Raw genomic sequence first — 26,555 nt, forward strand, 5'->3', positions numbered from 1 at the left:
GAAACAGGGACAATCGTTAATTTATTTGTAGGCATAACAATGGCACCTACTTAAAATTGATACCTTTATGGTACCGAAGGTGCCTTCCTGAATATATGCGTTATTTGATTACGGGCTTACGAAAAGGCAGAAACGCTGTTAAATCAACGTTTCTGCCTTTTATGTTCATTCTCAAAATTTGAATTTGGGAACGTTATTTGCATAAGCAATCCTTATCTTGAACATAATCTTCTGCTAAAATAGCTAGGTAATCCATATCTTCATATACATCACCTTTTAAAAATTCTTGTTTGTGTCGTCCTTCCCACACCATTCCAGATTTCTCCATCACTTTTCTTGAGGCTATATTTCTCACCATACAGCGACTATAAATTCTATTTAATTGATGTTCGTGGAAGCCATAATCAATGATTTTTTTACAGGCTTCGGTAGCATAACCTTTGCCCCATTCGGATACGTCAATAAAGTAACCTACTTCAGCATTTTTGTGATTTTTAGAAATCGTAACTAGCCCGCAATTTCCGATATAACGATCACTCTCTTTTAAAAATACAGCAAATTCATAAGCCGTTCCTTGCTCAAAACTTTTTTGTAAATAGGAAATCCAACTATCGACAACTTCACGAGGGTATGGATGCGGAATCATCACCATCGTATTTGCAATTTCTTTATGCTTTACGACTTGATAAATTTCGTCTGCAAATTCAAATTCATAAGGCTTTAAAAGTAATCTTTTTGTTTCTAAAATCATGTTTATTCCTACTTAACATTAAAAAATCCCTAATCGAATAACTCACCATTGATAAGGGAAGTGATGTGACCATCATACAAAATAATTTGCAGACATACTCTTACGTATATTTTTGATCCATATACTACTAACTCTCGATATTAGTAACTTGTATAATCAAAAATCACCCGAAGCGGTGTTGAACGTTCTTTGTATCCAATTTCATCTTTCACTTTCTAAAGCAGTTAATTCAAGAAAATACTTAACATCTCTTACACAAAGTTTCATTCCTTTTTCCCAAAAGGCTTCTTGTGAAATATCTTCATTAAAATGTTTTAAGAGCAGTTCCTCAGTACTCATCTTTCCAGAATCGCGAAGTAACTGTATATACGTATTTTCGAAGTCAGCACCCATTTCTTTTGCTTTTTCAACTAAGCTCAATGCTAATAAATATCCAAATACATAAGGGAAATTATAAAATGGCGCATTTGTAATATAAAAATGCGGTGTCCAAAGCCACGTATACGCAGATACATTATCCATTGATTCTTCATATCCAAATGCAATTGCCTCTAGCATAAGGTCGTTTAAGCGTTCAGTTGAAACAATCCCGTTTTTTCGCTCTTCGTAAAAATTTTGTTCGAAAAGAAACCTACTATGAATGTTCATGAAGTTCATGACGCTTCTTTTCAATTTTTCATCTAATAACGATATTTTCTCGTTTATTGTCACAGCATTTTCGATTGCTGCATCAATCAAAATCATTTCGTTAAACGTAGACGCCGTTTCGGCAATACTTAATGGATATTGCTTATTCAGCCCAGGCAAACCATTCATTGCTGAATTATGAAAAGCATGTCCTAATTCGTGAACAAGGGTCAAAACATTCATAAATGTTCCGTCATATGTCATAAAAACTCTCGATTCTCCTGACATAGGGAAACCAGCACAAAATGCACCTGCAGCCTTTTTCGGGCGATTTTCGGCTTCAATCCAGCCTTCTGTAATGGCCCTTGTGACAAATGCTTCTAGTTGGGGGCCTAATTTACTTACATGTTGTTTTACTAAATCAATTGCCTCGTCATAATCAATCTTTTTCATTTTTGAAGTAAAAGGTGCCCAAAAGTTATAGGATTGCATTTTTTCATCTTGATTCATTTGTGCTTTTCGATTCAAATATTGTACAAAAGGTTGTTTATGTTTCTTTATAACAGACCACATTGCCTCAAATGTGTGCTTATTCATACGATTTTTACGTAAGGGTTCTTGCAAAATATCGTCAATCCCCTGCAAATGATACATTTGTAGGCGAAATCCTGCGACATGATTTAAGATTTTCGCAAAAGCTTCCTTATGTTCCATCCATTTAAGTTCTAACGATTCGTGAGCTATTTTCCGAACCGTTTCATCCGGGTGAGAGCGCAAATTCAAAGCTTGCCCTATTGAATATTTTTGTGAATTACCATCTACGATTAATTCCACTTCCAAATTTCCCATTAACGTTTGATACATCTGCCCCCAAGCATGGTAAGCATCTGTAGATAAGTTAGATAAAATCGCTTTTTCTTTTGCCGAAAGGGGAGATTCAGCTTCATAACGCCATTCCGTTAGTATAAATTTAAATTCCGTTAATATGTCCGCTTCAAGAATTTCTAACCAACTGGGTAATGGCGTAGTAGCTAGTATAGCTTGAAATTTTGTTAACGTATTAGTATATTCGTTGCTCAAGTTAGAAATAGCCCCTTGTATCACACTTGCTTGTTGATCTATTGGATTTTGAGCAAGTAAGCATATGACGAATGAAGTGGCCTCAGATAGCTTTAACTTCATATTTCCAATCTCAATTAGTACGTTTAAAATGTCATCAGCATCTTCTAAATTTAAAATAGTCGTAACATTGAGCTTTTTGTTTACTAATTCTAGCCCTTCTTCAATATCTTGCAAATGTTTATGGAGTTGGATGGAATTGCTGCCATCTTGAAAAATACTATCTAGCTTCCAAACTTGATTATATTTATGTTTATTCAATAATTTTTCTCCCTCTCGTAAGAACGTACATTCTATATTTTATACTATACGAAATATTCTTACTACAAAATCCTGAAACATATTAATTTTTACAAACCGCTATTTGATAAACAAAAAACAATCAAGACAATAAATGTCCAGCTGCTTGATGTAAGGTTTCCATTGGCTTATTTGAAATGTTACGAAACATCGCTTAGGGAACCAATATCATCATTCAGTTCGTTAATGGCTATTTTCCTCTTTCTATATGATGTTTCTTCCTAGGCAATCAGATGGTATATAATAAAACTTGAAAGAATAGCAAGATAATTAGAAGGTAAGGAGATTTAAAATGAAGGCAACTATTGCGAGAAATGAAGGCATCGAAAAGCTTGCTAATTTTTTGGCGACTTGTAATGTTCAGAAATCACAAAATATAGGGTATATCGGTAGCAATGCACAAGAGATTCTCTCAGAATTAAAAGAAGATTTTATTCAACAAAATGGCGAATTACCATTTGCGATTATGAAAGATAAGGCACATCATATAATAGGCGCAATTGGCTTAGATATGGATGGTGATTGTGCAGAAGTGTGGGGACCATTCAGTAAACATAAGGAATTACATATCGAAAACGAACTTTGGCATTTACTCATTCAAAAATTCTCGCATATACGACACTACCAGTTTTTTATTCATGTAGATAATATAAAACAGCAAACATTCGTCGAACAAATTGGCGCAAAAAATACTGGTGAACATCGAATTTTATCCCTTAAAAGGGAACATTTAAATGCTCAAAACGACGAAGGTTTATTGCCATTTGACATGACAGATTTCAATTTTTTCGAACAGTTACATAACCATTCTTTTCCGAATACGTACTATGATGCCAAAACAATAATTTCTCGTATTTCTAAAAATCATCGATTACTTGTTTTAAAAAATAATCATGAATTTATTGGATATGCATATTTCGAAGTGGAACCCGAATTTTGTCATGCAAATTTAGAGTATATTGCCATTCATTTAGATTATCAAAATAAAGGATATGAAACGAAATTATTAAATACAGTCGTTCATCAAATCTTTACATTCTCTGAAATAAACGAGCTTATTCTATGTGTATCGAATCAAAACGCACAAGCAAATCGAGTATATGAAAAAGTTGGGTTTACTAATAAAAGTGAACTATGTAGTTATACATTTTCTTCTAAGTAGATTTTAGATAACATATAGTCTCAAAAGAATCAATAAATTTTAAAATGAGGGATACATATGTCCAATGAAATTATTGAAAAAGTAAAAAGAGGCCTAAAAGGAATCGAAATCGGCTACTTTCATACAGGTCAAGATTTTGAAGAAGAAGCGTACTATGAGTATTTTGGCGATCCAGATAAGGAAACACGTCGATATGCGATTGCTACATTTACAATTTATTTAGGGAATTGGTCGACACTTTGTAGTTTCCCATTTTTGTATAGAGCATCTTATTTAGAAGAGTTCATTAAGGCATTCATAAAACATCATGAGAAAATTGAAGTTGATTTTCCTACTATGTATGAATATATCATTTTATTCTTAAATAAGATTGAAGAAAATAGTAAAGAATATACTCGTTCAACTTTTGACATTGACCAGGAATTATACAAACAGTTGGAAAGAGAAATCTTAGTACCTAAACGTGAATATTTATATAAGCATACAGAAATAAAATATTTTTTAAGAGAAATTAGAGTAGAACCTTTTTTCCTAAATGACTTTTTTGATGAAGAATAGGATTAACTTATACATCGTCATTCGAAATAATGTTCCCAAATGAAACTTAGGGAATGAATAGGGGATTCTTAGGAGGAAAAATATGAATAATTGTCCATTATGTAATCTAGATTTAGAACCAACGCAAACAGTGATTTTAAGGGTGACAAAAATAATAGAAAAACGATTAAATAACACCAAATAATTAAATAATAACGTTCCCAAATTAAAGGTTGGCAATGAACACAAAAGCCATAAACGCTGTTAAGTCAACGTTTATGGCTTTTTTAATGAAGATTGTTTAGACGTGATTTTATACACGATTCTACAGATTTAGTACCCGTAACGTTTAAGTGTATTTTATAGCTGGCTTCGTTCGGCACGTTGTTGCAGACAAACGAGTATATTCTTCGCATTCCTTAAGTACATCATGCTAATTAGACATCTGGACATTTCGTTTATTTGTCGACTTTTCTTTCGTCCTTCATTTTAGCGAATATTTTTAGTGCCCAACAGAAAATATGCAACGGCTTTTATCAACGCAAGACAAGCCAAGTTTTCACATGTTGATGAAGTTAACTGAAAGCACAAAACCTGCACTTCCAACAACTAATTTTACTCATTTCAAATAAAGTTAACTGGTTAACTCGAAATGATAAAAGCGTATTGTAGTTAACTGCAATTAAACAATATAGACACACATACATGAAGCGGCTAAGTTCAGTCGATATTTGAAGCATATAACAAAACAAATTGCAGAAATTAACAGGAACTAGAAAATATATAGATAATTACAATCCGAAACGCATTAACACAAAATGAAAACTGAGCCCAGGTACAATACCTCAACTCAGTTTAGAAAAGCGGCTTAGAGGGGGTCTCGCCAGATTTTTGCGGATTTACAACGATAAGGGAAAATAAAGTTACCAAACAGTGGTTTGGGAATGTTCTTTGCTTATCCATTACGAAATGTATTAGAGTATGATTCAAAGGGGGAATACATATGAATTGGGTTGAAATAAATGAACAATCAGATATTGAGCATTTACTAGAGCATTTTGGTTATTTTCACGATGGCTGTTTAAGAGAAATGTATATGTGGACAGGAACTTATGTGAATGAAGATTTATCTATGGCAGTACCGGGAGAATTAGATACAAATGTAAAGATATTATTTCAACGTCAATTTGCTAATCCATCTGCAATTGAAATCCTTTTTGAAAACGTAACAGGGGTTCATATTATTCCGAGTCCAGAAAATTATGATTCAATCATACGTGATGCAATCATTTTGAAAGTTGAAGATAATTTTTATTGGGCTGATGATTATAATTGGCATCCTAAAGAAAATTCAGACGCTTGTAGCAATTGGATTTCAGCTAAAAGAATGAAATGGCGAGAAGTTAATGATTGGATGGGTAAGAAAAATCGCTATGCAATTAGCGAACCTTATTAATTTCTCATGCAAAATAACGTTCCCAAATGAAACTTTGAGGACTTTATAGGAAAAACTTCCAAATGGTGCTTTAAGAATATTTATTATATAGTCTGTTTAATTTAGAGAACACTTGATTGGAGTTGGTTGTCAAAGTGAAACTATTAGTACCAATGAATGAAGATGAATATAACACATACATAAAAGATAAAACGCAGAGGTATGCTCTCACACTTGAAGAAAACACTTTTGAAGTAATAAACGAATCTGCTTTTCTAAGGGCAAAAAAGGCAATTAGCGGGTATTTGTCCAATGGATTTAACACAAAATATCATGAATTCTATAATGTTATAGAAAATAGAAAAGTCGTAGGATATGTATGGTTAAAAGTAGTTGAAGAAAACAAAAGTGCTTTTTTGTATGAAATATATCTTAAAGAAGATTTTCGTTCAAAAGGAATTGGAAAAAAGGTGATGAAAGAACTTGAATCCCTTTTATTAAATCGAGAAATTGCCTTCTTTAAACTACATGTTTTCGGAAGCAATGAACATGCAATCAATTTATATAATAATTTAGGATTTCATGTTGCAGGTATCAACATGTATAAAGAATTAGTTAAATAATATTTTGTATATAATATGAATTTCAATTTCAAAAAACGTTCCCAAATCAAAGTTTGGGAATGAACATAAAAGACAGGAACGTTGATTTAACAGCGTTTCTGTCTTTTCTATTGGTATGTTATTTATTCTTTATTTTATACACTTTCACTAAAAACCAGCGCCAGTAACAGATTACGTGTATTTTAGATTTGACTGCGTTTATCACGATGTTGCATAAAACCTTGCATATTCTTAACATTATAAATCAGCATTTTCCTGACGGGACCCTATATATGGGATGAGCCACTCAATTATTTAAATGTATTTAATCATCGGCAAATTGAAAAAATGATGCAGACCTATCAACCAATGTTGCTTTTTTGTTGAGCATGACCATGCTTTGGTTAATACGATTGCCAAAAAGATAATAGAAAGTATTATTGAAAAGAGGCGCACATTTTGTACACCTCTTCTTTCCTACATTTACATATAATCCTTTTCCTTAAACGACATGTACCCGTTTTGACTGACAATGAGATAATCTAATACTTCGACGCCGAGTAATACACCCGATTCCTGCAAACGCTTCGTTACTTCAATATCTTCAGCGCTTGGTGTTCATTATTATCAAGAGTAAACTATTAAAAATCCATTAAAATCAATACTTTCACTTTGAGAACATGTATTTAAAGTAAATAACAATTAAAGCCTGTATCTTAGTTATCACTTGAGATACAGGCTTTTTATTTATTCGTTCATATAATTAAACAGTTTGCCTAAAAAATCATCGCTAATGGTTAATTGATACTGTTTTTCAACGAGATTTCGAAGTTCCATAACGAGAAGCAAAGAGTTCTTATAGGCTTCATATAGTTCTAATTCATTTAATCGGGCAGTAGTCTTTTTAAACTTTTCATAGTTTTCAGGACTAATTTCTTTTTCAAGATTCTTTGTCATATTAAACCAATTATCGGCATTTTCTTCCGCAATTCGAATGAGTTGTAGTATATTTTTTTGTAATTGAGATAAAAGTTCCAGTGAACGTGCATTTTCCCCTCTTTTAAGAACATTAATCCCCATTAACCATAGGTTGGAAAAATTATTCAATAAAAAATTTACGTTTTCTTCTGTAAGTCTATTTGGTCCCGGACCTTCCAACTCTGATAAATACAATTCTAGTTGTCCTGTTTCATCATAAATAAACATTGCTTTTGTGTCAGGAATGTAGCCTGATTCTTTGAATGAAGGAATAATATTCATTTCGTTTTCGGAAAGGAAATGAAATTCACCACGTATTAGATTTTCAAAAATTACTACTTCCGTACCGTACTCATTTTGATAGAGTAAAGTGTAGGAAGCGACTTCATTTAGCCATTTTGCTGAATCAAAGGTGGAAATTGTATCATCTTTTAGAAAAACGTAATATTCTATATCAGAGTATTGATCTCCCTCTCCTTTTGTAAAAGAGCCATACATCATACAAGCAGATATTCGTTCATCTGACTGGACAAGTTCCTTAACCCTTGCCATTAGTTCCTTTTGTTTTAACAATTCGATTCCTTCTTTCTTTATTTTGATTCAGGGAGAAATAAAAAATCCTCCCAAATAATGTTGGAAGGATTAGTCATGTCACTTTTTAAGGACTCAAATAAAACTATTTAGCCTTTTTAGCTATTCAGTCTTACATTTATTTAGTATATGGAAAAATGGGCAGACTAATCCTAAGTTTTTAAACTGAAATATACTATTTCATTTGTTAAAAATTAGATTAGTTCTTCATTGTCCACCCATCTCTCCTTTCGATTAATAGTATATTAATTTTAACACTTCAAAGTTCAAAGCACAAGTTGGTGAAACTCATAGATTAACTATTCTCTAATGTACAAATCTCCGTATAATTTTTGGATCTGGTTCCTTAATCTTATATTTTCCTCTTCTAATTCCTTTACTCTTGTTTTTAAGGTTTTAATAAGGACTTCTTCAGAACGGGAGCTTTTCTTGGGTTTTGATATTACATTTTCTGTTTTTTGCTGTTTTCGGAGAGATTCAATCCTTTGCCTAATATCATGTTCCTTATAAAGCCATGATTTAGAAACATTAGCTTCCTTTGCAACTGTGTTAAAATTAATAGTCTTACCTTCAAGCGATAGTTTAGAGATAACCTTGTCTACATTTTCTCTAGTCCGCCTGGACTTTTGCTTTGCCAAACGCACAATTTCCTCTGTATTTCGTACCTGTTTAACCATCTAACTAATCCCCTTCAGGCTGCCAATTATTTGCTCTAGTCGCTCTTTAACACGGTTATTAGTCTCTATTTGCCTTTGCCATTGCTTTTCCTTAGCGACTGCCAATAACTCCTCAGTACGATTTAACTGTTCCTCATGCTGCGATAAAAACTGCTTACTTGTACAAAAATGAGTACAATCTAAACAAGCATTGGCGTGTGGACAAGAACCTGCTATTACTGGTAATCGGCAATAACCATTTGGAAGAACTTGTGCATTAATATTTTTCTTGAACCATTGAAGATCAACATCATCGACTTCATTGTCATTATCTAACTCAATTATATCTCCATTATTAGTTACCAGTTTTTCTTTGAATTTTGTAAATTCAGCTTTAAGGGTTTCATCAAAAATATGAGCATATCTGCTTGTCATTTCAGGACTTTCATGACCCAAAAACTTTTGTACAATATGCTGCGGTACTCCGTTATTAATCATTCTTGTTCCTACTGTATGGCGAAAGGCATGGGCATGGAATCTATAAATCTCGCCTGATTTATCGACTATTTTTTGCTCATAAGCTAATTTGTTTAACTCGTCTCTAAATGTTTCTTGTTTTAATGGCGATCCATCTTTTCTTGGAAAGAGGTATTCACTATCTGGAAACTCCCATGAAACTTTATCTTCCCGAACTTTAATCAATAAAGCTACCTCTTTTGATATTGGAACTATATGCTCCTTTTTCATTTTCCATTGATAATACTTTAAAAAGTAATCTCCATCTTTGTCCTCTAATAGACAACCTTTTTTCAAGGTGCACAATTCGCTTATCCTCATCCCACATTCTTGGACTATCATAGTCATCGTAGCTATATATTCGGGTAATTTATCAAGATGACTGTTCAATTGCTCCAGAACGTATTCATCTATAAAACGAGGTTTTGCTCTCGGTATTTTGGGATAGTCTTCTGGATAGATTAACACCTTGGAAGGAATATCATTCCATTCTAGCCTTAGAAGGGTACTAAATAGTCCTTCCAATATAGAGATCCTCCCATTTATTGTGCTAGGCTTTATCCCCATCATATTTAATTCGCTTAAATATGCTTCAATTTCCATTCTCGTTAATTGGTTTATTCTCTGAACGTGTTTAAAATTCATGTCCAAGAAATTAAAGAACTCTTTAAGTTTTTGGGCGATATCACATACATAGGAAAAGCTATCCGTATTTAATCTCAATTTACAATATCTTTTTACGAGTTGTTTAAAATACGTATTGCGAACCCCTTTAAAGTTAATTACATATTCATATTGTGTCGGATTAACCTTATCATCTGGCAAAGGTAACTTACGTCTATCCCAAATGTCTTTATCCCACTCCTCCCCATCAAAATAAAAGTCCTCATAAAACTCCATAAATTGTTTTAAATTAGTAACATAGTAAGAATTAGCTTCTACAGCTATTTTTTCTTGATTAGCAGTAATCTTATAATTAGTAGTGGTAATTCTAACACCCTGTTCTGTCAAATATGTCCTATATTCCGTCATTGCTTTTTTAATAGGAACTTCAGTAATTGAAGTAATGTTAGGATACTTTAAATCTAAAAAATCTAACATTCTATTAATTACAGTTCCTTTTCTAATCCATACAGTTTTTGCATTCCATATTCCATTATTTAAATGGTAAAAATAAAAATATTTCAATTCTGTTCTTAACCACAGATTTTTAACACGTTCAAAACGAACCCACCGATTTCTTAAAGTAGGGTTCTTACTTAATTCTATGGCAGAAGGATGCGGACATTTCCTTATATCCCAACTATTATTAGCCCAAAATCCCTGCAATTCTTCATTCATTGCAGCTATTTTCTTACTGATCTCACTCTGACTGATAATTTTCCTTTTACTAGAATCATTCATTTCTTATGTTCCTTTCTCTCAAGATATTTATTAAACTCATTTTTCATATCTTGATCTGAAAGATGAACATAGGTATTTAACGTTGTTTGAACATGTGCATGGCCCAACCTCTTTTGAACGTGTGCAACATCCCATCCATCCCTAATTAGCTGCGTTGCATGAGTGTGGCGTAGCATATGCGGCGTAAACTCTATTCTAGTTCTTTTAACTATTCTTCTAACTAGATCAAGAACACTTTGGTACTTTAGTGTTTTTCCAAAATAGCCTTCTTTTAAAGAAATAAAAACATAATCATGCTCCAAGTCCTCACCATACTCATATACCAAATAATCTGTATAAAGTGCCACAAGTTCTTTACTCACATGTATTGTTCTTTCCTTCCTTAATTTAATATAGGCCTCATTAACATTAACGTCTCTGGGTGTTAAATGGATTTGATTGTCCCAAGTGGCAATATCCTCAAGCCTTAGCGATAACACTTCACCGATTCTTAAACCACCCTCATACATAAGCATTAAAATTAATTTATCCCTCTTCGTATGACAAGCATCAATAATTTGCTTAACTTCCTCTGATGTTAGTGTTCTTATCTGCTTCTTTTTAACCCTTAACTTTAAGACATTCTTTTGATATTTACCCTTATTAATATGATGTAAAAACCCCTTAAAATTTCTCCCCTTTGCTTGTTTAAATACATCAATTGACTTAAATTCTCCTAATCTACTTAAATATTCCAGATAACTCATAACAGCATTTAAAATTGTATTCACTGTCGTTTCTTCTCTTATGGCTTCTTTTGACTGGAGATCAATTACATTTGCTGCTGTTGGGTATCTCAACCAACCTACAAAATCTGCTAATTTCTCAAAGTTAATATCATTAAGGGTAAGGTCCCCCTCTGTTCCATAAACTCATATAGCAACTTTAAATGATAGCAGTATGCTTTAATGGTATTTGGTGACTTACCAGTATTATCTAGATATTTTATAAACCTCATTACTGGTTCTATTACCTGATATTCTTCATCTAGCAATAAATACAATGGATATGGCTTATTCTCCACTTTTATCCTTTGAACCTTCACATCCTCCCACCTCTTTAACCACTTTAACTACTATAAATTATAGACCTTGTTAATTTTTATTTAAAGTAAAAACCTCCCTAATATCCCCCTCCTAAACTACTTTAACTACTATTATTCATTATACTATGGATAATAATACTTGTGATGGGTGGTTGTGTGCGACAATGATGGCTACGGCATTTTGTAAAAAGGCTGTTTTAAACACTTCACGTGGTGTCACAAGACTTGCATTCAATAGACCAATTTGGCAACGGTGTAACGACTGAATTTTATTTTTTGTCGATAAACAAGCAACTAAGAAAATTTCGCGGTCATCGTCGCCGATAAACTTCATCGCAATATGAGCAAAGTCTGCTGGGCTACGAACAGGATAGTCTTCTAAGTTCTTGGATAAATATTTCTTTGGCAATTTGCGAAACTTTGCTTTCAACCGTACAATCTCATAGATGCGTTCCTCCTCGTATGTTTGCGATTGCTTGAAGCCACAATCCGAAATCGGAAACACACCCCTACTCAAAATGAATGCCGCGGCATTCGCTTCCATTTGATTTTCAAGTGTATGATCGTTATGCTGCATAATCCCGCCTCTATTTATCATAAAACTGTAGAATGATTTTCGTATGGTTCACTACCGAAAAGGAGCCATTTTAGACCATTAACATTTCATATTTTGCAATATTTTCTTTTTGTTGTTTTATTGTCTTTTCGTGCATCAACTAATATAAAAAAGGACCACTCGTAAAAGTGATCCTTTTTAGGTTAGTTATATAAATATGCGTAAAATGGCTGCATATTGTAACTTAGATAAAGCTATCCGCGTAACATGTTACGGCCACCGTTGACCGGAATAATTTGCCCATTAATAAAGCCTGATGCCTCTGACGCTAAAAATACCATTACAGGTGCCATGTCGCGGTCTACATCACCCATTTCACCTCGGAAAGGTACTTTAAGGCGTTCCGCTTCTAAAAACTTCGCACGCGCTTCGTCTGTTAAACTATTTAAATAGTGGTCATACATCGGTGTTTTCATTGTTGGGTTCACACAGTTTGCACGAATGTCGTATTTTAATGCCCATTCGTATGCAATTGTACGTGTCCATGCATATACGGCACCTTTTGAAGCCGCATATAGAGCACCACCTGCCATACCTGAAGAAGCTGTATCAGAAGAAAAGTTAATAATATTGCCTTCTCCTTCTTGCTCTTTAAAAATACGGCATGCTGCTTGGTTTGTGTATACTGTACCGTTAATATTGACACCAAATTGGAAGTCTAAATCTTCTGGTTTATAGTCCTCAGCTGCCGCTAATTTCTCTACCCCTGCGATATGCGCTAAAACATCTAAACCTCCCATATCTTTGGCCGCTTGCTCGAACACCGTGAATACTTCTTGTTGGTTAGCGATGTTACAGTGGTAATACGTCGCTTTACCTGTCGCATCTGATAAGGCATTTGCCTCTGCCACTGTTTGTTGACCAAGCTCATCATTAATATCTATAACTGCTACTGTTGCACCTTCACGTACATAAGCACGAACCGTACCTGCAGCGATGCCACTTGCGCCACCAGTTACAATAATACGTTTATCCTTTAATTGCATATTTAACACTCCTTGTATATGTCATTACATCTAGTATACGGTGTGTTATATATGAGAAACGATTCCGATTTAATTGTCAGTGTTACGCAAAAGGAAACAATTTAAACGATTTGTTACCTACTTTGTTCATCGTAATTTTGGAAAATAGGCAATGTCCATCGCTCATAGTACGATGCCATCAATTTCGGCGGAACCATCATACCATCTTTCATCCATTTTACAAGTAGCATTGTATGCGAGGAAGCATAAAAATAGGTCATATATTCATGTTCTAAATCAGACAGTTTTAGTGGTTGTAACTTTTTCGAGATGATTTCACTCGAATGTTTTAGTACAAATTCATAGAAAGAATTTTGTCCCGTAAATGCATTAACGCGTTCGTAAAATTTTCGATCTTTGTAGATTTGCTGGTATTGCCACTCTAAAATCATTGCAGATGGTAAGTCCATATTTATATACAATTCCCGTAAATTCTCCATCGGTACGATTATCTCTTTAATTAACATTTGCTCGACGACATCATTTTTATCTTTAAAGTATTTATAAAATGTCTTTCGTGAAACTTGCGTAGCCTCGCAAATTTCAGCAACCGTAAGCTTTGTAAAATCTTTCTCCATGACAAGTTTATGAAAGCAGCGCATAATTTTAAGCGCTGTTTCGTGCAGAACTTGTTCTTTTTCAATCATGATTACACCACGCTTCTTTAGTTAAGTTTATGGATTTATTTATAGTCATTATACTATACATACTATGCGTGTTAGGTGCTTATACTACCCATCATAATCAACAAGACATTCATTGCACGGTATATGATTTTCAACTGATAAAACTACACCTAAAGGACACGAGGACACGTTACGACAGATGAAACTTATTATAATTTAAACGAACCTAATTAATTGGAAATGGTCTTCTTTTCGATGTCTAAGCGATTAATGATATAGGAAATTAATGTATCTAATGGGTTAATAATTGTGTGAGATGTCATCTGTTCAAATTCTTTAGCAGCATCAACCATAGATAATTGAGCGACTGAAATAATGCTATTGTCTTTAACAGCAGTGGCTAAAAAATTAATTATTTTATGGTTATATTCACTTTTTAATCCTTGCATTATTAACTCAAATGCATCGTTAATGGTCATAACATTTACATCTAAAGTTTTTTTGTGATCATTTGTGTATTGATTAAGACGTTCTATTGTTCCGTTAACTGTCGCAGGGTTTGTAAATAAAATGGTTTGTGGATGCTTTATGTTACTAATGTGTTCAAAAAATGGCTCATCAATTTTGATGATAGGAACAGATACCGATACATTTTCTTCTTGTAAAATCGCAATGTAGGTTGTACAAGTAATGAGAATAGCATCGACATTTGATGTTGAAATCCACTCTAATTGTTCATTGACTTTATTTTGAGCATCGACGTTATCCAAATTTTGATCCGATGTTACTCGATACATTAACGCAGGGTCTACAAAATGTAGGCATTCAATATCATATAGTGAAAGTGCTTTTTCAATATATTCAATATTTGAGTAATGGGCGTGGAGACAACCTAGTTTTTTTTCATGATACACAACCTAATCTATATTTTTTGATAATTCTATCATTTCAAAAAGGAATTAACTACAAAGAATTTATCAAAATTTAAGCGACAATCCCCCACCTCAAGCGAAGATAAGTGGAGGTAATTCAAATAGAAAACAGTAAAGCTCACTTATTGTCTGTAACATGTTCATATAGTACGGTTTGATCACATATATCCTTTTCAACTAAAATTAATGTTACATATTTGGGAATCTTGTTACAGGCGGAGGAAATGGCATCATCATGTGAACGCCCCTTCCCTACTTATGGTGTTGCATAAGGAAATGCTGTCGGGAATCGTTACATCATTCGTGCCAATCGACAAAAAATCAGCTTTGTTTGTAATCCACACTAGACTTTTTGTATGCTGTATATCGAGCACCACCAGCTTTTTCAATCGTGAGCAAGCGTGTATAAATTTTTGAAATATGATTGCGAAATGAAATTTATCTGTTATTCTTGAACATAAGTAAATACGTCCAGCAGGAAGAAGATGCCGATTAGGCTTAATAGGGAATTTGGTGTAAATCCAAAACTGTTTCCGCAACTGTAAAGTGCTGATGAAATGAACGATGCCACTGTCGATAGTCGATGGGAAGGGTTCAAAGTAAATTGATGCATAAGTCAGGAGACCTGTCTTTTTCTGATCGTATCCATTCTCTTCGGAATAAAGAGACTATACGGCAAATCGGCATGTCTTTTTATTCATTTTCCATGCTTATTTCCCGCTATTTCTCAGCCGTTGAGAAATAGCGTTTTTTTGTGCGCGCGATTTCATGACGTAAATAATAGGAAAGGTTGAACAAATTATGCACAATTCGCTTCGCTACATAAAATGGCTACTTGCTGTACTGCTCGTATGTTTGCCATTTGTGAGTGTGCAGCCCGTACAACAAAATTTATCGGCAATTGACGCAGCTTCCACGATGACGCTGCAAGGACAGCAAATTGCCAAAGCCGCAGTAACAGATGCACCCCAAACGACAAAAGAGGAGCGAACCGAAAGTACATCACCTGAGCAGGAGAAACAGCGTGAGATTGAACAAACACAAATAGAGCCTGTACGTCATGACGCGGAGCCAAAGCAACAGCAAACGCCAAACAATTCTACGACGATGCAGCAACAGCAAACGCCCAACACCCCTGCGACGACACAACCAACAGCGAATACAGCGAACACGTCCTCACCGATTGCACCACAGGCGACACTACCAAACGATGCACCTATAACGGACGACAGCCCAAATATTATCGTACAAGACGATGCAAAAGACGCAGAGGCATATTTTGAAACGAATGTGTACGATGGGCAAACGGTGACGACTGCTGATTACGTCGTAGCGATTACACATGTTAATGATACGTTGACGGTTCAAGAGACAGTTGTAACGTTAAATGACGTTGTGCTCGCTAACTTCAATGGTGATGTAACGTTTGCAGAAGGCGACAATACGTTACATATTGCCGTAACATATCGCGATGCGCAAGACAATGTAGTACAAGTAGCAGCCACATACAGCATTACATTAAATCTGAGCGATGTCGTCATTAGCACGTCACTAACAAATGATACAACGCTTGATGATACATATCGCTTCTCTGCCAATGCGATGCGCGCAGGAGAAAAAGTGGCGCTCGCTGTGACGATAAACGGTGAAGCATTGATGGCTCGAGCTGGCAATACATATCGTGCCGACTTACAAATTGGCGACAATACAATTGTGCTTCGTGCAGGCGATACCGAGGAAACATATACCGTTACACGCACAGCCGAAGACACAACGATTGTCATTCATACCGATTTAGTGGATCAAAAAGTGAGCGTACCGACATTCGCGTTTACAGCACGCGCCATACAAAACGATGATGATATTCATGTTAGCGTGCAATTTAATGAAGAAACACTCGAAACTGCGAGCTCGTACAATGTGACGCTACAAGCGGGCACGAACAAAATCGTACTGCACGCAACAGACGGCAAGGAAGTTGTAACAGAGCAATATAATATTTTATACGCGGACCCAACGATAACAGAGCAAAAGCCCGTTGATGTGCTTGCACCGACGCTCAAGACCGATTTAGTGGACGGCACACATGTAAAAGGTTTAATCAAAACGATTAACATCTGGGCAACTACGGCAGATGGTACACGTATTCGTGGGAAAGACGTCGCCGTGAAAATTAACGGTGTCGGTGTGCCATTCGTATGGGATGACTCAGAGAAGACAAGCTACAAGCTAACGCTGCAACACGGCGATAACGTCATTGATATTCGTGCGTGGGATGCAGAAGGACGTGTTGTGAAGGAAACGTTTCACGTATCCGCCGAAGACGTAAATGGCGGTGTAATTGGACAGGCAACGATTAGTGTAGAAGGATCGGTACTTGGTATTCCATACTTTATTCCACCGACAAAAGTTGATATTCGTCAAGGAGAGCGTGGTACATATGTACTTGACCAATTGCTACGTCAATACGGCTACACATACCGGTCAACTGGCACGCTTGATTCGAACTTTTATTTAGCGAGCATTCAAAAAGAAAATATGCTTCAAAACGTCCGCATTCCAGATGAGCTATGGACGCTTGTTGAGCAAGCATCGACGCGCGCGAGTAAGGAAGACTACAACCTTCATTCACTTGGAGAGTTTGATTTTGCCAACGGTGCCGGTTGGATGTTTAGCATAAATGGCGATTATCCAAACTATGGCTTCTCGGACGCATATTTCCTTGATGGTGATGTCGTACGTATTCGCTTTACACTGCATTACGGTCGCGATATCGGCGGCTTCGGGGCAAATGGTGTTGGTGAAAATGCGAACGAGACAGGCAGTAACTGGGAAAAGGAATGGTGACAATGAAACGATTCACACTGTATGTAGTATGCGTGTTGCTGCTTATCCCGAGCACAGCACATGCATTCGTCGACGATACGATAGAAGGGATTATTACATGGAAAAAACAACAACAGCAGCTGGATGAGCAAGATGCCCTCTTACAAGCAGCTTCAAGCACGCTCGATTGGTACGCATTCTCGCTTGGACGATTAGGCTATGCGGACGATTTTGATGCGTACATCGCGGTAACTGAAAAATTCATAACGGCGCGATATGAATTACCTGACAAGCTTGACGCAATGAAGGCGACGGAATGGCATCGCCTGTCACTTGCGCTGCTTGCAGTAGGTGCCGACCCGACGAACATCGGTGGCATTCATTTAATTGCAGACGGCACATACAATCGTGCAAAGACAGCATCGCTCGGTACACAAGGCATTAACGGTTGGATTTGGGGATTAATTACGCTCGACAGCATGCGCTACATCGTGCCTAATGATGCGGTGACGACACGCCAACAAATTATCGAAGCGATTTTAGCGGCACAGCTTACAGACGGCGGCTTCTCGTTTTATCACGACCGTGCCGACGTTGACATTACGGCGATGGCACTGCAAGCACTCGCGCCATATGCAAACAGCTTTGAGCAGTTTACATATACACAGCAAGCAACAGGAGACACTGTAACAAAATCAGTGCGCACTGTCGTTGAAGAAGCACTTGCTACATTGAGCACGATGCAATCGGCAAATGGTGACTTCGGCTCGTATGATACGACAAATGCCGAAAGTACAGCACAAGTACTCGTTGCATTAAGTATGCTGCAAATTGATTTGCGCAACGACATGCGCTTTATTAAAAATGGCAATACGGTGCTTGATGGGCTTATGCGCTACAAGCAGCAAGATGGTGGCTTCATTCACGCGGCAACGTACAACCCAGAAAACCCGACGTCGCTACCAGATGAGTCGAATTCGATGGCAAGTGAGCAAGCACTGTATGCGCTCGTTGCATATAAGCGTTATAGCGAACAACTACGCGCTTTATATGATATGCGTGCCCCACTCACTACGGAGGAAAAAGCACAAATTGATGCGCTTGAGGAAGCCATTGAACATGCTAATTTACAAAGCCGCAAAGATGTCGAGGCGCTACTCACAGCGTATGAAGGCATCGCACCAGCAGACACTATGTACATTGAACATTTTGACGATGTACAGCGAGCGGTCGAACAGTTAAGCATAGAATACGACACACCATACTTCACAAAGGAAATGGGCATAACGACAAATGGGGCAGGTACAGTGACACCACTGCTCGCAGGTGGCGCGCAGCAAGAAATTACGAACGATGTAGTAACACAATGGCTCACACGCGACGATTTTGCGACAGCTGATTACCGCGACGCACTTCGTTACTTACGATATGCAAATGAGCATATGCATGATGTCGTACCAAAGCTTGAAGCGGTCATTGCAAATATTGAGGCACTTCAGCGAGACATCGATGCATTGAATGAAGATATTTTACAGCATATTTACCCGATTGCTGAAGTGACGCTACAAGATGAGGAAACGGTGCGTACGATTCAGCAACGATTCCTCGCCTTACCAGAAGCAGAACAGCAACAAATTATTAATTACGATGATTTAATGCAGTTAGACGCACATATGGACAGCTTAGTGCGCGAGCGATGGCTAACATATGCGCTTGTATTAATAGTTACACTTGGTATCGTCATATTTACGTACCGCATCGTTCAACGAAAGCGTAGGCAGCACGCATGAAGAAGGATGCCTTAATCGTCACACTTATTATTTGTGCCTGTATTTTTCTATTTTCAGGCACGAAGTTTCAATCCGTCGATGAATATTATTTAACGAATTTAGATGCAATTACGGCGGATTCACATGTCGTGACACTCGAAATTCGTGCCGATACGGCGACAAAGCATTTAGCGCGCATTGATCAATCGATTCATCCATATATTCCTGCAGATGGTGTGATGCTCGCTAAACAAACGTACGTGCTGCGCGATGGTGATACGGTGTTTGATATTGTCAACCGAGCTGTGCGACATCACCGCTTGCAAATGGAATATGAAGGGGCGGAATTCAATGTATTTAATTCCGTCTACATTCAAGGTATTCAGCATTTATATGAGTTTTCATGTGGGCCATTAAGCGGCTGGATGTACGAGGTCAACGGTGAATTTCCAAATATCGGTGTAAGCCAATACAAGCTACACGATGAGGACACTATTACAGTGCACTATACATGTGACCTCGGACGCGACTTAGGCTATGAATGGGAGGCGGCACGATGAACAGCTTACAGCGATTTCACCCACTATTTTTATTAACGTATTATGCGTTGACGATTGGGCTTGCCAGCTATATGATGCACCCGCTTGTTCTAGCATTTGCACTCGTTATGACTGTGTTGCACGTCGCATTGCTCACGTCGTTTATGCAAGCCATTAAAGATGTACTGTACTACGGTATATACGGCTCGCTGCTTGCCGTCATGTACAGTGCCTTTTCACATAATGGCATCACACCGCTATTTTTTTATAACGACAATGCCATCACAAAGGAGGCAATTGTGTACGGTGCAATGCTTGGCATGTTGCTTGTATTGCTCGTCTTTTGCTGGCAATCCTTGCTGTTGACGATGCAAACAAACCACTTTTTATTTTTGTTCACACGCCTTCATCCGAAAGTAGCGCTCGTGTTCATCATGGTGTTTCGTTTCATTCCATACATTCGCGAGCATTGGCAGCAACACGTGCTCGCTCAAAAAGGTGGGCATTATTTTGAAACGACGAGTCGCTTTGACCGCATGGGGCGTTATGCGACGCTTCAGTTTCATACGTTGATGCAAGCAATCGACAGCGTCATGTGGAAGCCTACTGTGATGAACAGTAAAGGATACGCCAAACAGCGCACACAGTTCCAGCTTTTTCGCTGGCATGTGCGCGATACGGTCATCGTCATCGTGACGCTCGGCGCTGCTGCTATGGCGTTGTATAGTGTGCCGTCCTTTCGCTACTATCCTGCGACGGACAGCTTGACACTACCGCCACATGCATTCATTGCCATCATTATTTTATACGCGCTCCCTGTAGTGCTAGAAGGAAAGGAACAATTGTCATGGTATTATGCGAAATCAAACATGTAACGGTGCGATATGGTGACGACGTGGCACTCCAACATATCGACTTTACGGTCAACGAAGGGCAATTCATTACGGTTGCAGGTATGACCGGAAGTGGAAAGTCGACACTGCTATCCATATTAAAAGGCGATGTATTATCTGCTACAGTGGAAGGATCATGTTTATTTCAAGGCAAGCCGCTACATAATGCGCCGAAGCATGCCATTAGCTACGTTATGCAAAACCCACGAGAACAGCTCGTTATGGAAAAGGTTTGGCAGGAGCTGGCATTTCCACTTGAAAACATGCAAGTGCCGACTGTACAAATGGAGCAACGCATTGCGGAGGTACTCCAGTATTTAGGTATACCGCATTTATTTGATGCGCCGACGCATACGTTATCAGGCGGACAGCAACAGCTTGTGAGCTTAGCCGTTGCGCTCGTGCAGCGTCCTCATCTTTTATTGTTAGATGAGCCGACTGCACAGCTTGATCCACTCGCTGCGACACATTTTTTACAGCTACTGGGCCGCATTCATCGAGAGCTCGGTTTAACGATTGTTATTGTCGAGCATCGCCTAGAAGAGCTACTACCGATGAGTGACCGACTTGTCGTAATTGAACAGAAGCAAATCGCATACAATGGTACACCGCAAGCGGTCGTAAAAGCATTAAAGCAGCATCGATTGCTTCATGCGTGTGGAGCAGCAGCGTTTATGAGCGCACATTGCCCAACGTTGCCATTCGCGCTGAGCGTATTGCAGGCGCGTCAAACATTTCCGCGCATCACCGCAACGTTGAACGCACCAACTGCTCGCATTGGCAACGTGTCGTTACAAGGAAGCGATATTTATTTTCGTTACACACGGCAAGGAGCGGATGTACTGCGTGGGGCAAGCGTCACATTGTTCGAATCACAAGTGCTTGCCATTGTCGGTGGAAATGGAAGCGGTAAATCAACGCTACTACACGTGCTCGCTTCGCTAAAAAAAGCGTATAAAGGGCGTGTAGTCGCTACGAGCAAGCAACGCATCGCCTATTTATCACAGCAGCCGAGCGCATTTTTTAGTAAGCAATCGGTTGCAGAGGAGCTTGCGAGCATTGAAAGTGTGGCGGCGGAAGGCTATAAAATGCGCTACGACTATATATGCGAGCTATTTCAATTACAGCCGATTTTTGCACAGCACCCTGCCTCGCTATCAGGTGGACAGCAGCAGCTCGTCGCCTTTGCGAAAATTTTTTGCCTCGGCGCCGCTATTACGCTACTAGATGAGCCGACAAAAGGGCTTGACCCGCATGCAAAATCGGTTGTTGGACAGGCGATTTTGCAGATGCGGACGCAGCAAATGAGCATTCTCGTCGTCACACACGATGTTGATTTTGCGGCACATTATGCTACGCACTGCGCGATGCTGTTCCAAGGAAAGCTCACCCCAACACAAACGGTACATGATTTCTTTAGCATGAACCGCTTTTACACGACTTCTGCGCGGCGCATTGCGTACGGTAGCATCGACGGGGTTATTACGAATGAGGAGTTATTGGAGACGTACCGTGGTCAGTATGTAGATTAATAAGTAGGTAGCGATTTGCTTCACGCGGAGTCACTTTTCTGTGGCTTAGGGTGAACAAGATGCTTGTTCTAAAGGTGGTACCACATGGACGTGTCGATTCCCACTTCCTCAAGCCTTTTCGTCACGCACAGCTAGCTAAATTACGATTCCATTTACATTAAGCGATGAAAATTGTATAACAATCCCCCACTATATAAACATTCGTCATGACATATTCACATGTGTGACGAGCTTAAAACATGAATTCACAAGGAGTATTCACTATGCATAACGAAAGCAAAATCATTTTACAACAACTACAGCGCGTCATTCACGGCAAAGAGGACATACTCGAAGCGGTATGGCTTACCTTTTTAGCAGGTGGGCATGTGCTACTAGAAGATTTACCCGGTGTCGGGAAAACGACTCTTGCGAAAGCAATGAGCGCGGTGCTCGCACTCGATGGGCAACGCGTTCAGCTTACCCCCGATACAGTAGCATCAGACATTACAGGCTTCATGCTATACAATCAGCACGAGCATCGCTTCACATTAAAAAAGGGCATCATTATGACAAACATCTTGCTTGCTGATGAGCTAAACCGTACGTCGTCGCGCACACAGGCAGCACTGCTTGAGGCAATGCAAGAAAAGCAGGTGACGATTGACGATACGTCATACGCGCTACCGACACCATTTCACGTCATTGCGACACAAAACCCGAGCGGCTCAATTGGTACACAGCCTATTCCGCTTGCACAGCTTGATCGCTTTATGACGAAGCTATCGATCGGCTATCCGTCAAAGGAGGCACAAATTCAAATGCTGAAGCGTCGTGAAGAAATCGTTGAGCCTATTGCATCAAAAGAACAGCTGCTTGCATGGCAGGAGCACGTAACGCACATTCATATGGACGATGCGCTTTATGCGTACGTAACCGATTTAGTCGAGGCGAGCCGAAACGACACAGCGATTGAGGTCGGCATTAGTCCCCGTGGCGCGCTTGCACTTTGCCAATATGCCCGCGCTCGTGCCTTTTATTACGGCAGAGCATTCGTGCTACCAGAGGACGTAATGGAAAGCTTCATGAACGTTTGCGCACACCGCATCGTGACACGCACGCAACTGCCACATGACGTTTTACAAACATTGCTTGCACGCGTACCATCACCTGACGAAATGACATTGAGAAAGTAGGCGATGGCTATGCGTAAGCTATTGTTATGTTTCACTACCATAATGGCGCTTGCCATTGCGTTATTTCACGATGCATCATACAGTTATGTGCCCTTCCTGCTACTTGTGGCGCTCTGGAGTTACATTGCTATATGGTACCTGTTATTAAAGCGTGTACAAACCGACGTCTATGTCGCAGATGAAGTGGTATGGATTACGGTACAGATGCCCGCGTTTATGCGCCTGTTTGTGACATTTTCATGTAACGTAAAGCATGTATTAAGCGAGGAAGCCATCGCATTACATACGACACAGCATATTGCATCTCCTACCGAAACGTTCACGTTGCCATTACCGACGACTTATTGCGGTACTGTTCATGTGCACGACGGCATGCTGACGCTCAAGGACACACTTGGCATCGTTTCTGTAAAGCATGCCGTTGAACTAGCGCCTACGATAATTTGGCCAGCAAGCACAAACCAAACAGTGGAAGCTAGTACAACGGCAATGTACACGCTACTGGGCTCAGATGGCGGTGCACGTGAAAAAGTAACACCATACCGTCCTGGTGACCCACTGAAGCACATTCATTGGCCCATTTCTGCTAAGCTGCAAACACTCGTCGTACAGCAACATGCCTTTATGGAAACACAGCAGCAATCTTTTGCGCTGTATTTTAACGACGTACAAACGTTATCGCAATACGATGCGTTTATGCGCCTTTGCTATCACCTTGTATCATCACCAGAATGCCAGCATATTACGATCTGGAAAGACGATTGGCAAACATATGACGTTACAGAGCCGCAACAGATTACAGCATTATTTACGTATTTATTAAATGTACCATTGTCCCAGCTGTACGCACCATCGTTACCTGCTATGAAAGCGATACGCTATGAAGGAGGTCATGCGTAATGCGTTTACTGATTGCAACCGCTACATGTTATTTTCTCGCCAGCTTATTGAGCGCAAATGTAAGCGCGTATGCTTTGCTGCCGATTGCGTTGTACGTCTTCACAAGCAAGTTCAGGTACGGAGCCTTGCTGACGATTAGTGCGTACATTTTATTTTTAACCGTGCGCGCTACCGCATTATTTGATAGTATGCGCGCTTTATTCAATGAAGGCATTCTCGCCGCAGCTAAATGGGGCTATATGTTACCGCTACAGCAAACCGAACATGATGCGACCCTTGCTGTCAGCTTGCTCCTGCTCATCTGCTTCATGCGTTGCACAAAAAAGCATCTAATCGCACTGCTCATGACGGTGACGCTACTTCCAGCGGTACTTCAACTCGATTATCCAATTATCGCGTATACTGCTGTTGTTACCGCATGTATCGTCGCTTATAGCAAGCTACATGCCAACACGTATGTGACAAGTGCGGCATTAACTGCCATGCTATTACTGCTCGCATGCAGTATCCTTCCGCAGCTATCGGTGTTTCAATCTATTGGCAACGTACTTGAGCAACGAAAAGCATACATTATCGACGGACAGCATCATGATGCAATACTCACAAACGGTGACTTTTCGCACATCGATCCGTTTGAGCGAAACGGTGTTGCGGCGTTTACCCTAACGATGAATACACCGCGTCCGATGTATTTAAAAAGCTATGTCGGCACTACATATGACAACGGTTGGGTGCATTATGCAGAGGACGCATTGCCTTACGAAGCCATTGACGCGAAGCTTGCAACGACACAATTTGCTCACACACAATTTGCCGCTGCTGCTGAATCTGCTACGGAAACGCTCGTCATTGAGCCAATGAATATTTCACAAAAGCAGCTGCTCATACCGTATGAGCTTGTCACGTTGCCTGAAAACGCTCATGCAAACGAATCAACCGTCACATTGCGCGGGACCGATTCCTATTCATATCGCATTAGTAGTACCGCGTACAATACATATCGTACCGTTGCCTCGAAGCTATATACGAACGCATCAAGCGATTATTTACAACGCGAAGCATTGCATAACTATCGCAGCTACGCACAATATACGGAACTCCCGCAAGATGTGCGCACGTTGCTTGCTAATCACGTTGAGCTGTCGCCACACACATCGTATGAGGAAACAATTGCGTTCGTGCAGCGCAGCATGTCGCTGTTAGCGTACAATGAAAGCGCCTCGCTTCGTAATGAGGACGTACTCTCGTATATGCTTGAGCAATCGAAGGAAGGCTACTCTGTGCATTATGCTACACTTGCGACTCTCTTGTTCCGTGCTGTCGGTGTACCTGCACGCTATGTGGAAGGCTATATCATTACAAACGACGACGCAAGCAGCAGTACGATGACGATCACGAGCGATAACCGCCATGCATGGACGGAAATTTACATCGATTACATCGGGTGGATGCCCGTCGAAGTAACACCGAACTACGCAGTGAAAATGCCTGCACTTACTGACACGACATACGAACAGCTATCAGCACCGCAAACATCGACTGCCCCATTGCCTGACGTCGCACCGAACGTGTCACATGTAAAGCCACCGACGTTTGAGGAGCAGCCGACAACAGAAGTCGAGGATAAGGGAACTTATTGGTCATGGCTCCTGTTCTTACTGCTCATTCCGCTTGCAGTCATAGCAATACGCTTGTACAAACATTACCGCCGCATTGACGTTCGTTTCATGAAGCTTATTTCACGCTATAATAAGCAAATGAAAACGAGCTTGCCGACACACCGCGTCATTGCAGCGATAAACAGTGCCGAAGCAAATGAGCTATACGCGCTGTACAATGCGCATCAATACAACAACGGCTTGTCGAACGAGCAGCTATCGCGTATTCGTGCCGTGCAAACAATCGTCGCGAAGCAGTTACGCACACAACTGAAAATGGAAAAACGAGCGCACCGTTAAAT

21 protein-coding genes, 2 pseudogenes and 1 riboswitch are annotated in these 26,555 nt (G+C 39.1%); of the genes and pseudogenes, 12 read left to right on the forward strand and 11 right to left on the reverse strand.

All coding sequences use genetic code 11. The features are described 5' to 3' along the window. Window positions 1-193 precede the first annotated feature (193 nt). On the reverse strand, window positions 194-751 hold the full coding sequence (locus A6M13_RS09550) for a GNAT family N-acetyltransferase (RefSeq protein WP_066545356.1): 558 nt from the start codon (window positions 749-751) through the stop codon (window positions 194-196). Between the two features lie 201 nt (window positions 752-952). Continuing rightward, a complete protein-coding gene (locus A6M13_RS09555; RefSeq protein ID WP_066545358.1) occupies window positions 953-2,758 on the reverse strand; it encodes a M3 family oligoendopeptidase in 1,806 nt (601 codons plus the stop codon). A 331-nt stretch (window positions 2,759-3,089) separates the two neighbouring features. Here A6M13_RS09555 and A6M13_RS09560 point away from each other — a divergent pair, with 331 nt between their 5' ends. From A6M13_RS09560 to A6M13_RS09575, 4 genes are all read left to right on the forward strand, one after another. Beyond that, window positions 3,090-3,959 (forward strand): GNAT family N-acetyltransferase, encoded by an 870-nt coding sequence (locus A6M13_RS09560; RefSeq protein ID WP_066545360.1) that lies wholly within the window; start codon window positions 3,090-3,092, stop codon window positions 3,957-3,959. Between the two features lie 57 nt (window positions 3,960-4,016). Beyond that, complete coding sequence (locus tag A6M13_RS09565) at window positions 4,017-4,517, forward strand: hypothetical protein (RefSeq protein WP_066545363.1); 501 nt, start codon at window positions 4,017-4,019, stop codon at window positions 4,515-4,517. 982 nt (window positions 4,518-5,499) lie between these two features. Next, window positions 5,500-5,952 (forward strand): hypothetical protein, encoded by a 453-nt coding sequence (locus tag A6M13_RS09570; protein ID WP_066545365.1) that lies wholly within the window; start codon window positions 5,500-5,502, stop codon window positions 5,950-5,952. A 134-nt stretch (window positions 5,953-6,086) separates the two neighbouring features. Next, window positions 6,087-6,554: a GNAT family N-acetyltransferase gene (locus A6M13_RS09575; RefSeq protein WP_083998303.1), complete on the forward strand. Its 468-nt coding sequence runs from the start codon at window positions 6,087-6,089 to the stop codon at window positions 6,552-6,554. A gap of 462 nt (window positions 6,555-7,016) precedes the next feature. Here A6M13_RS09575 and A6M13_RS16015 read toward each other — a convergent pair. The 9 genes and pseudogenes from A6M13_RS16015 to A6M13_RS09615 form a co-directional block, all read right to left on the reverse strand. Next, window positions 7,017-7,139 (reverse strand): annotated as a pseudogene (locus A6M13_RS16015) (JAB domain-containing protein); the annotation flags it as partial. 141 nt (window positions 7,140-7,280) lie between these two features. Next, the gene (lnu(G), locus tag A6M13_RS09580; RefSeq protein WP_002333496.1) at window positions 7,281-8,084 is read right to left on the reverse strand and encodes a lincosamide nucleotidyltransferase Lnu(G); all 804 of its coding nucleotides are present in this window, start codon (window positions 8,082-8,084) and stop codon (window positions 7,281-7,283) included. 317 nt (window positions 8,085-8,401) lie between these two features. Beyond that, entirely contained in the window at window positions 8,402-8,779 is a 378-nt protein-coding gene (locus A6M13_RS09585) for a DUF6262 family protein (protein WP_002333497.1), read from the reverse strand. Next, entirely contained in the window at window positions 8,780-10,678 is a 1,899-nt protein-coding gene (locus tag A6M13_RS09590) for a tyrosine-type recombinase/integrase (protein ID WP_066545370.1), read from the reverse strand. Then, a pseudogene (locus tag A6M13_RS16130) lies at window positions 10,675-11,762 on the reverse strand (tyrosine-type recombinase/integrase). The gene A6M13_RS09590 and the pseudogene A6M13_RS16130 overlap by 4 nt, the downstream one beginning before the upstream one ends. 118 nt (window positions 11,763-11,880) lie before the next feature. After that, window positions 11,881-12,339 (reverse strand): JAB domain-containing protein, encoded by a 459-nt coding sequence (locus tag A6M13_RS09600; RefSeq protein WP_245669283.1) that lies wholly within the window; start codon window positions 12,337-12,339, stop codon window positions 11,881-11,883. A 233-nt stretch (window positions 12,340-12,572) separates the two neighbouring features. Further along, window positions 12,573-13,364, reverse strand: a complete 792-nt coding sequence (locus tag A6M13_RS09605; RefSeq protein ID WP_066545372.1) for an SDR family NAD(P)-dependent oxidoreductase — start codon at window positions 13,362-13,364, stop codon at window positions 12,573-12,575. Between the two features lie 113 nt (window positions 13,365-13,477). Then, window positions 13,478-14,050 (reverse strand): TetR/AcrR family transcriptional regulator, encoded by a 573-nt coding sequence (locus A6M13_RS09610; RefSeq protein ID WP_066545374.1) that lies wholly within the window; start codon window positions 14,048-14,050, stop codon window positions 13,478-13,480. A 209-nt stretch (window positions 14,051-14,259) separates the two neighbouring features. Beyond that, entirely contained in the window at window positions 14,260-14,943 is a 684-nt protein-coding gene (locus tag A6M13_RS09615; protein WP_066545380.1) for a hypothetical protein, read from the reverse strand. Between the two features lie 484 nt (window positions 14,944-15,427). Continuing rightward, window positions 15,428-15,608: riboswitch (cobalamin riboswitch) on the forward strand. 154 nt (window positions 15,609-15,762) lie between these two features. Here A6M13_RS09615 and A6M13_RS09620 point away from each other — a divergent pair. The 8 genes from A6M13_RS09620 (at window position 15,763) to A6M13_RS09655 (ending at window position 26,553) form a co-directional block, all read left to right on the forward strand. Beyond that, complete coding sequence (locus A6M13_RS09620; protein ID WP_066545382.1) at window positions 15,763-17,808, forward strand: DUF4430 domain-containing protein; 2,046 nt, start codon at window positions 15,763-15,765, stop codon at window positions 17,806-17,808. A 2-nt stretch (window positions 17,809-17,810) separates the two neighbouring features. Continuing rightward, window positions 17,811-19,577: a prenyltransferase/squalene oxidase repeat-containing protein gene (locus A6M13_RS09625; protein ID WP_066545384.1), complete on the forward strand. Its 1,767-nt coding sequence runs from the start codon at window positions 17,811-17,813 to the stop codon at window positions 19,575-19,577. Beyond that, window positions 19,574-20,116: a DUF4430 domain-containing protein gene (locus A6M13_RS09630; protein WP_066545386.1), complete on the forward strand. Its 543-nt coding sequence runs from the start codon at window positions 19,574-19,576 to the stop codon at window positions 20,114-20,116. The genes A6M13_RS09625 and A6M13_RS09630 overlap by 4 nt, the downstream gene beginning before the upstream one ends. Continuing rightward, window positions 20,113-20,970, forward strand: coding sequence for an energy-coupling factor transporter transmembrane component T family protein (locus A6M13_RS09635; RefSeq protein ID WP_066545388.1), 858 nt, complete (start codon window positions 20,113-20,115; stop codon window positions 20,968-20,970). Before A6M13_RS09630 ends, A6M13_RS09635 begins: the two co-directional genes overlap by 4 nt. Then, window positions 20,943-22,520, forward strand: a complete 1,578-nt coding sequence (locus tag A6M13_RS09640; RefSeq protein WP_066545389.1) for an ABC transporter ATP-binding protein — start codon at window positions 20,943-20,945, stop codon at window positions 22,518-22,520. Before A6M13_RS09635 ends, A6M13_RS09640 begins: the two co-directional genes overlap by 28 nt. A 263-nt stretch (window positions 22,521-22,783) precedes the next feature. Continuing rightward, complete coding sequence (locus tag A6M13_RS09645) at window positions 22,784-23,695, forward strand: AAA family ATPase (protein ID WP_066545391.1); 912 nt, start codon at window positions 22,784-22,786, stop codon at window positions 23,693-23,695. A gap of 9 nt (window positions 23,696-23,704) precedes the next feature. Further along, window positions 23,705-24,595, forward strand: a complete 891-nt coding sequence (locus A6M13_RS09650) for a DUF58 domain-containing protein (protein WP_066545393.1) — start codon at window positions 23,705-23,707, stop codon at window positions 24,593-24,595. Continuing rightward, complete coding sequence (locus tag A6M13_RS09655; RefSeq protein ID WP_066545394.1) at window positions 24,595-26,553, forward strand: transglutaminase-like domain-containing protein; 1,959 nt, start codon at window positions 24,595-24,597, stop codon at window positions 26,551-26,553. Before A6M13_RS09650 ends, A6M13_RS09655 begins: the two co-directional genes overlap by 1 nt. Window positions 26,554-26,555 lie beyond the last annotated feature (2 nt).

Source organism: Caryophanon tenue (genome assembly GCF_001700315.1).
Classification (GTDB): Bacteria; Bacillota; Bacilli; order Bacillales_A; family Planococcaceae; genus Caryophanon; species Caryophanon tenue.

What these genes read in the sequence shown, in the direction of transcription:
- A6M13_RS09640 (WP_066545389.1), top strand. Translation starts at nt 20,943, where the DNA reads ATGGTATTATGCGAAATCAAACATGTAACGGTGCGATATGGTGACGAC.
- A6M13_RS09650 (WP_066545393.1), top strand. Translation starts at nt 23,705, where the DNA reads ATGCGTAAGCTATTGTTATGTTTCACTACCATAATGGCGCTTGCCATT.
- A6M13_RS09610 (WP_066545374.1), bottom strand. Translation starts at nt 14,050, where the DNA reads ATGATTGAAAAAGAACAAGTTCTGCACGAAACAGCGCTTAAAATTATG.
- A6M13_RS09630 (WP_066545386.1), top strand. Translation starts at nt 19,574, where the DNA reads ATGAAGAAGGATGCCTTAATCGTCACACTTATTATTTGTGCCTGTATT.
- A6M13_RS09560 (WP_066545360.1), top strand. Translation starts at nt 3,090, where the DNA reads ATGAAGGCAACTATTGCGAGAAATGAAGGCATCGAAAAGCTTGCTAAT.
- A6M13_RS09605 (WP_066545372.1), bottom strand. Translation starts at nt 13,364, where the DNA reads ATGCAATTAAAGGATAAACGTATTATTGTAACTGGTGGCGCAAGTGGC.
- A6M13_RS09625 (WP_066545384.1), top strand. Translation starts at nt 17,811, where the DNA reads ATGAAACGATTCACACTGTATGTAGTATGCGTGTTGCTGCTTATCCCG.
- A6M13_RS09565 (WP_066545363.1), top strand. Translation starts at nt 4,017, where the DNA reads ATGTCCAATGAAATTATTGAAAAAGTAAAAAGAGGCCTAAAAGGAATC.
- A6M13_RS09600 (WP_245669283.1), bottom strand. Translation starts at nt 12,339, where the DNA reads ATGCAGCATAACGATCATACACTTGAAAATCAAATGGAAGCGAATGCC.
- A6M13_RS09645 (WP_066545391.1), top strand. Translation starts at nt 22,784, where the DNA reads ATGCATAACGAAAGCAAAATCATTTTACAACAACTACAGCGCGTCATT.
- A6M13_RS09550 (WP_066545356.1), bottom strand. Translation starts at nt 751, where the DNA reads ATGATTTTAGAAACAAAAAGATTACTTTTAAAGCCTTATGAATTTGAA.
- A6M13_RS09620 (WP_066545382.1), top strand. Translation starts at nt 15,763, where the DNA reads ATGCACAATTCGCTTCGCTACATAAAATGGCTACTTGCTGTACTGCTC.
- A6M13_RS09635 (WP_066545388.1), top strand. Translation starts at nt 20,113, where the DNA reads ATGAACAGCTTACAGCGATTTCACCCACTATTTTTATTAACGTATTAT.
- A6M13_RS09655 (WP_066545394.1), top strand. Translation starts at nt 24,595, where the DNA reads ATGCGTTTACTGATTGCAACCGCTACATGTTATTTTCTCGCCAGCTTA.
- A6M13_RS09570 (WP_066545365.1), top strand. Translation starts at nt 5,500, where the DNA reads ATGAATTGGGTTGAAATAAATGAACAATCAGATATTGAGCATTTACTA.
- A6M13_RS09585 (WP_002333497.1), bottom strand. Translation starts at nt 8,779, where the DNA reads ATGGTTAAACAGGTACGAAATACAGAGGAAATTGTGCGTTTGGCAAAG.
- A6M13_RS09590 (WP_066545370.1), bottom strand. Translation starts at nt 10,678, where the DNA reads ATGAATGATTCTAGTAAAAGGAAAATTATCAGTCAGAGTGAGATCAGT.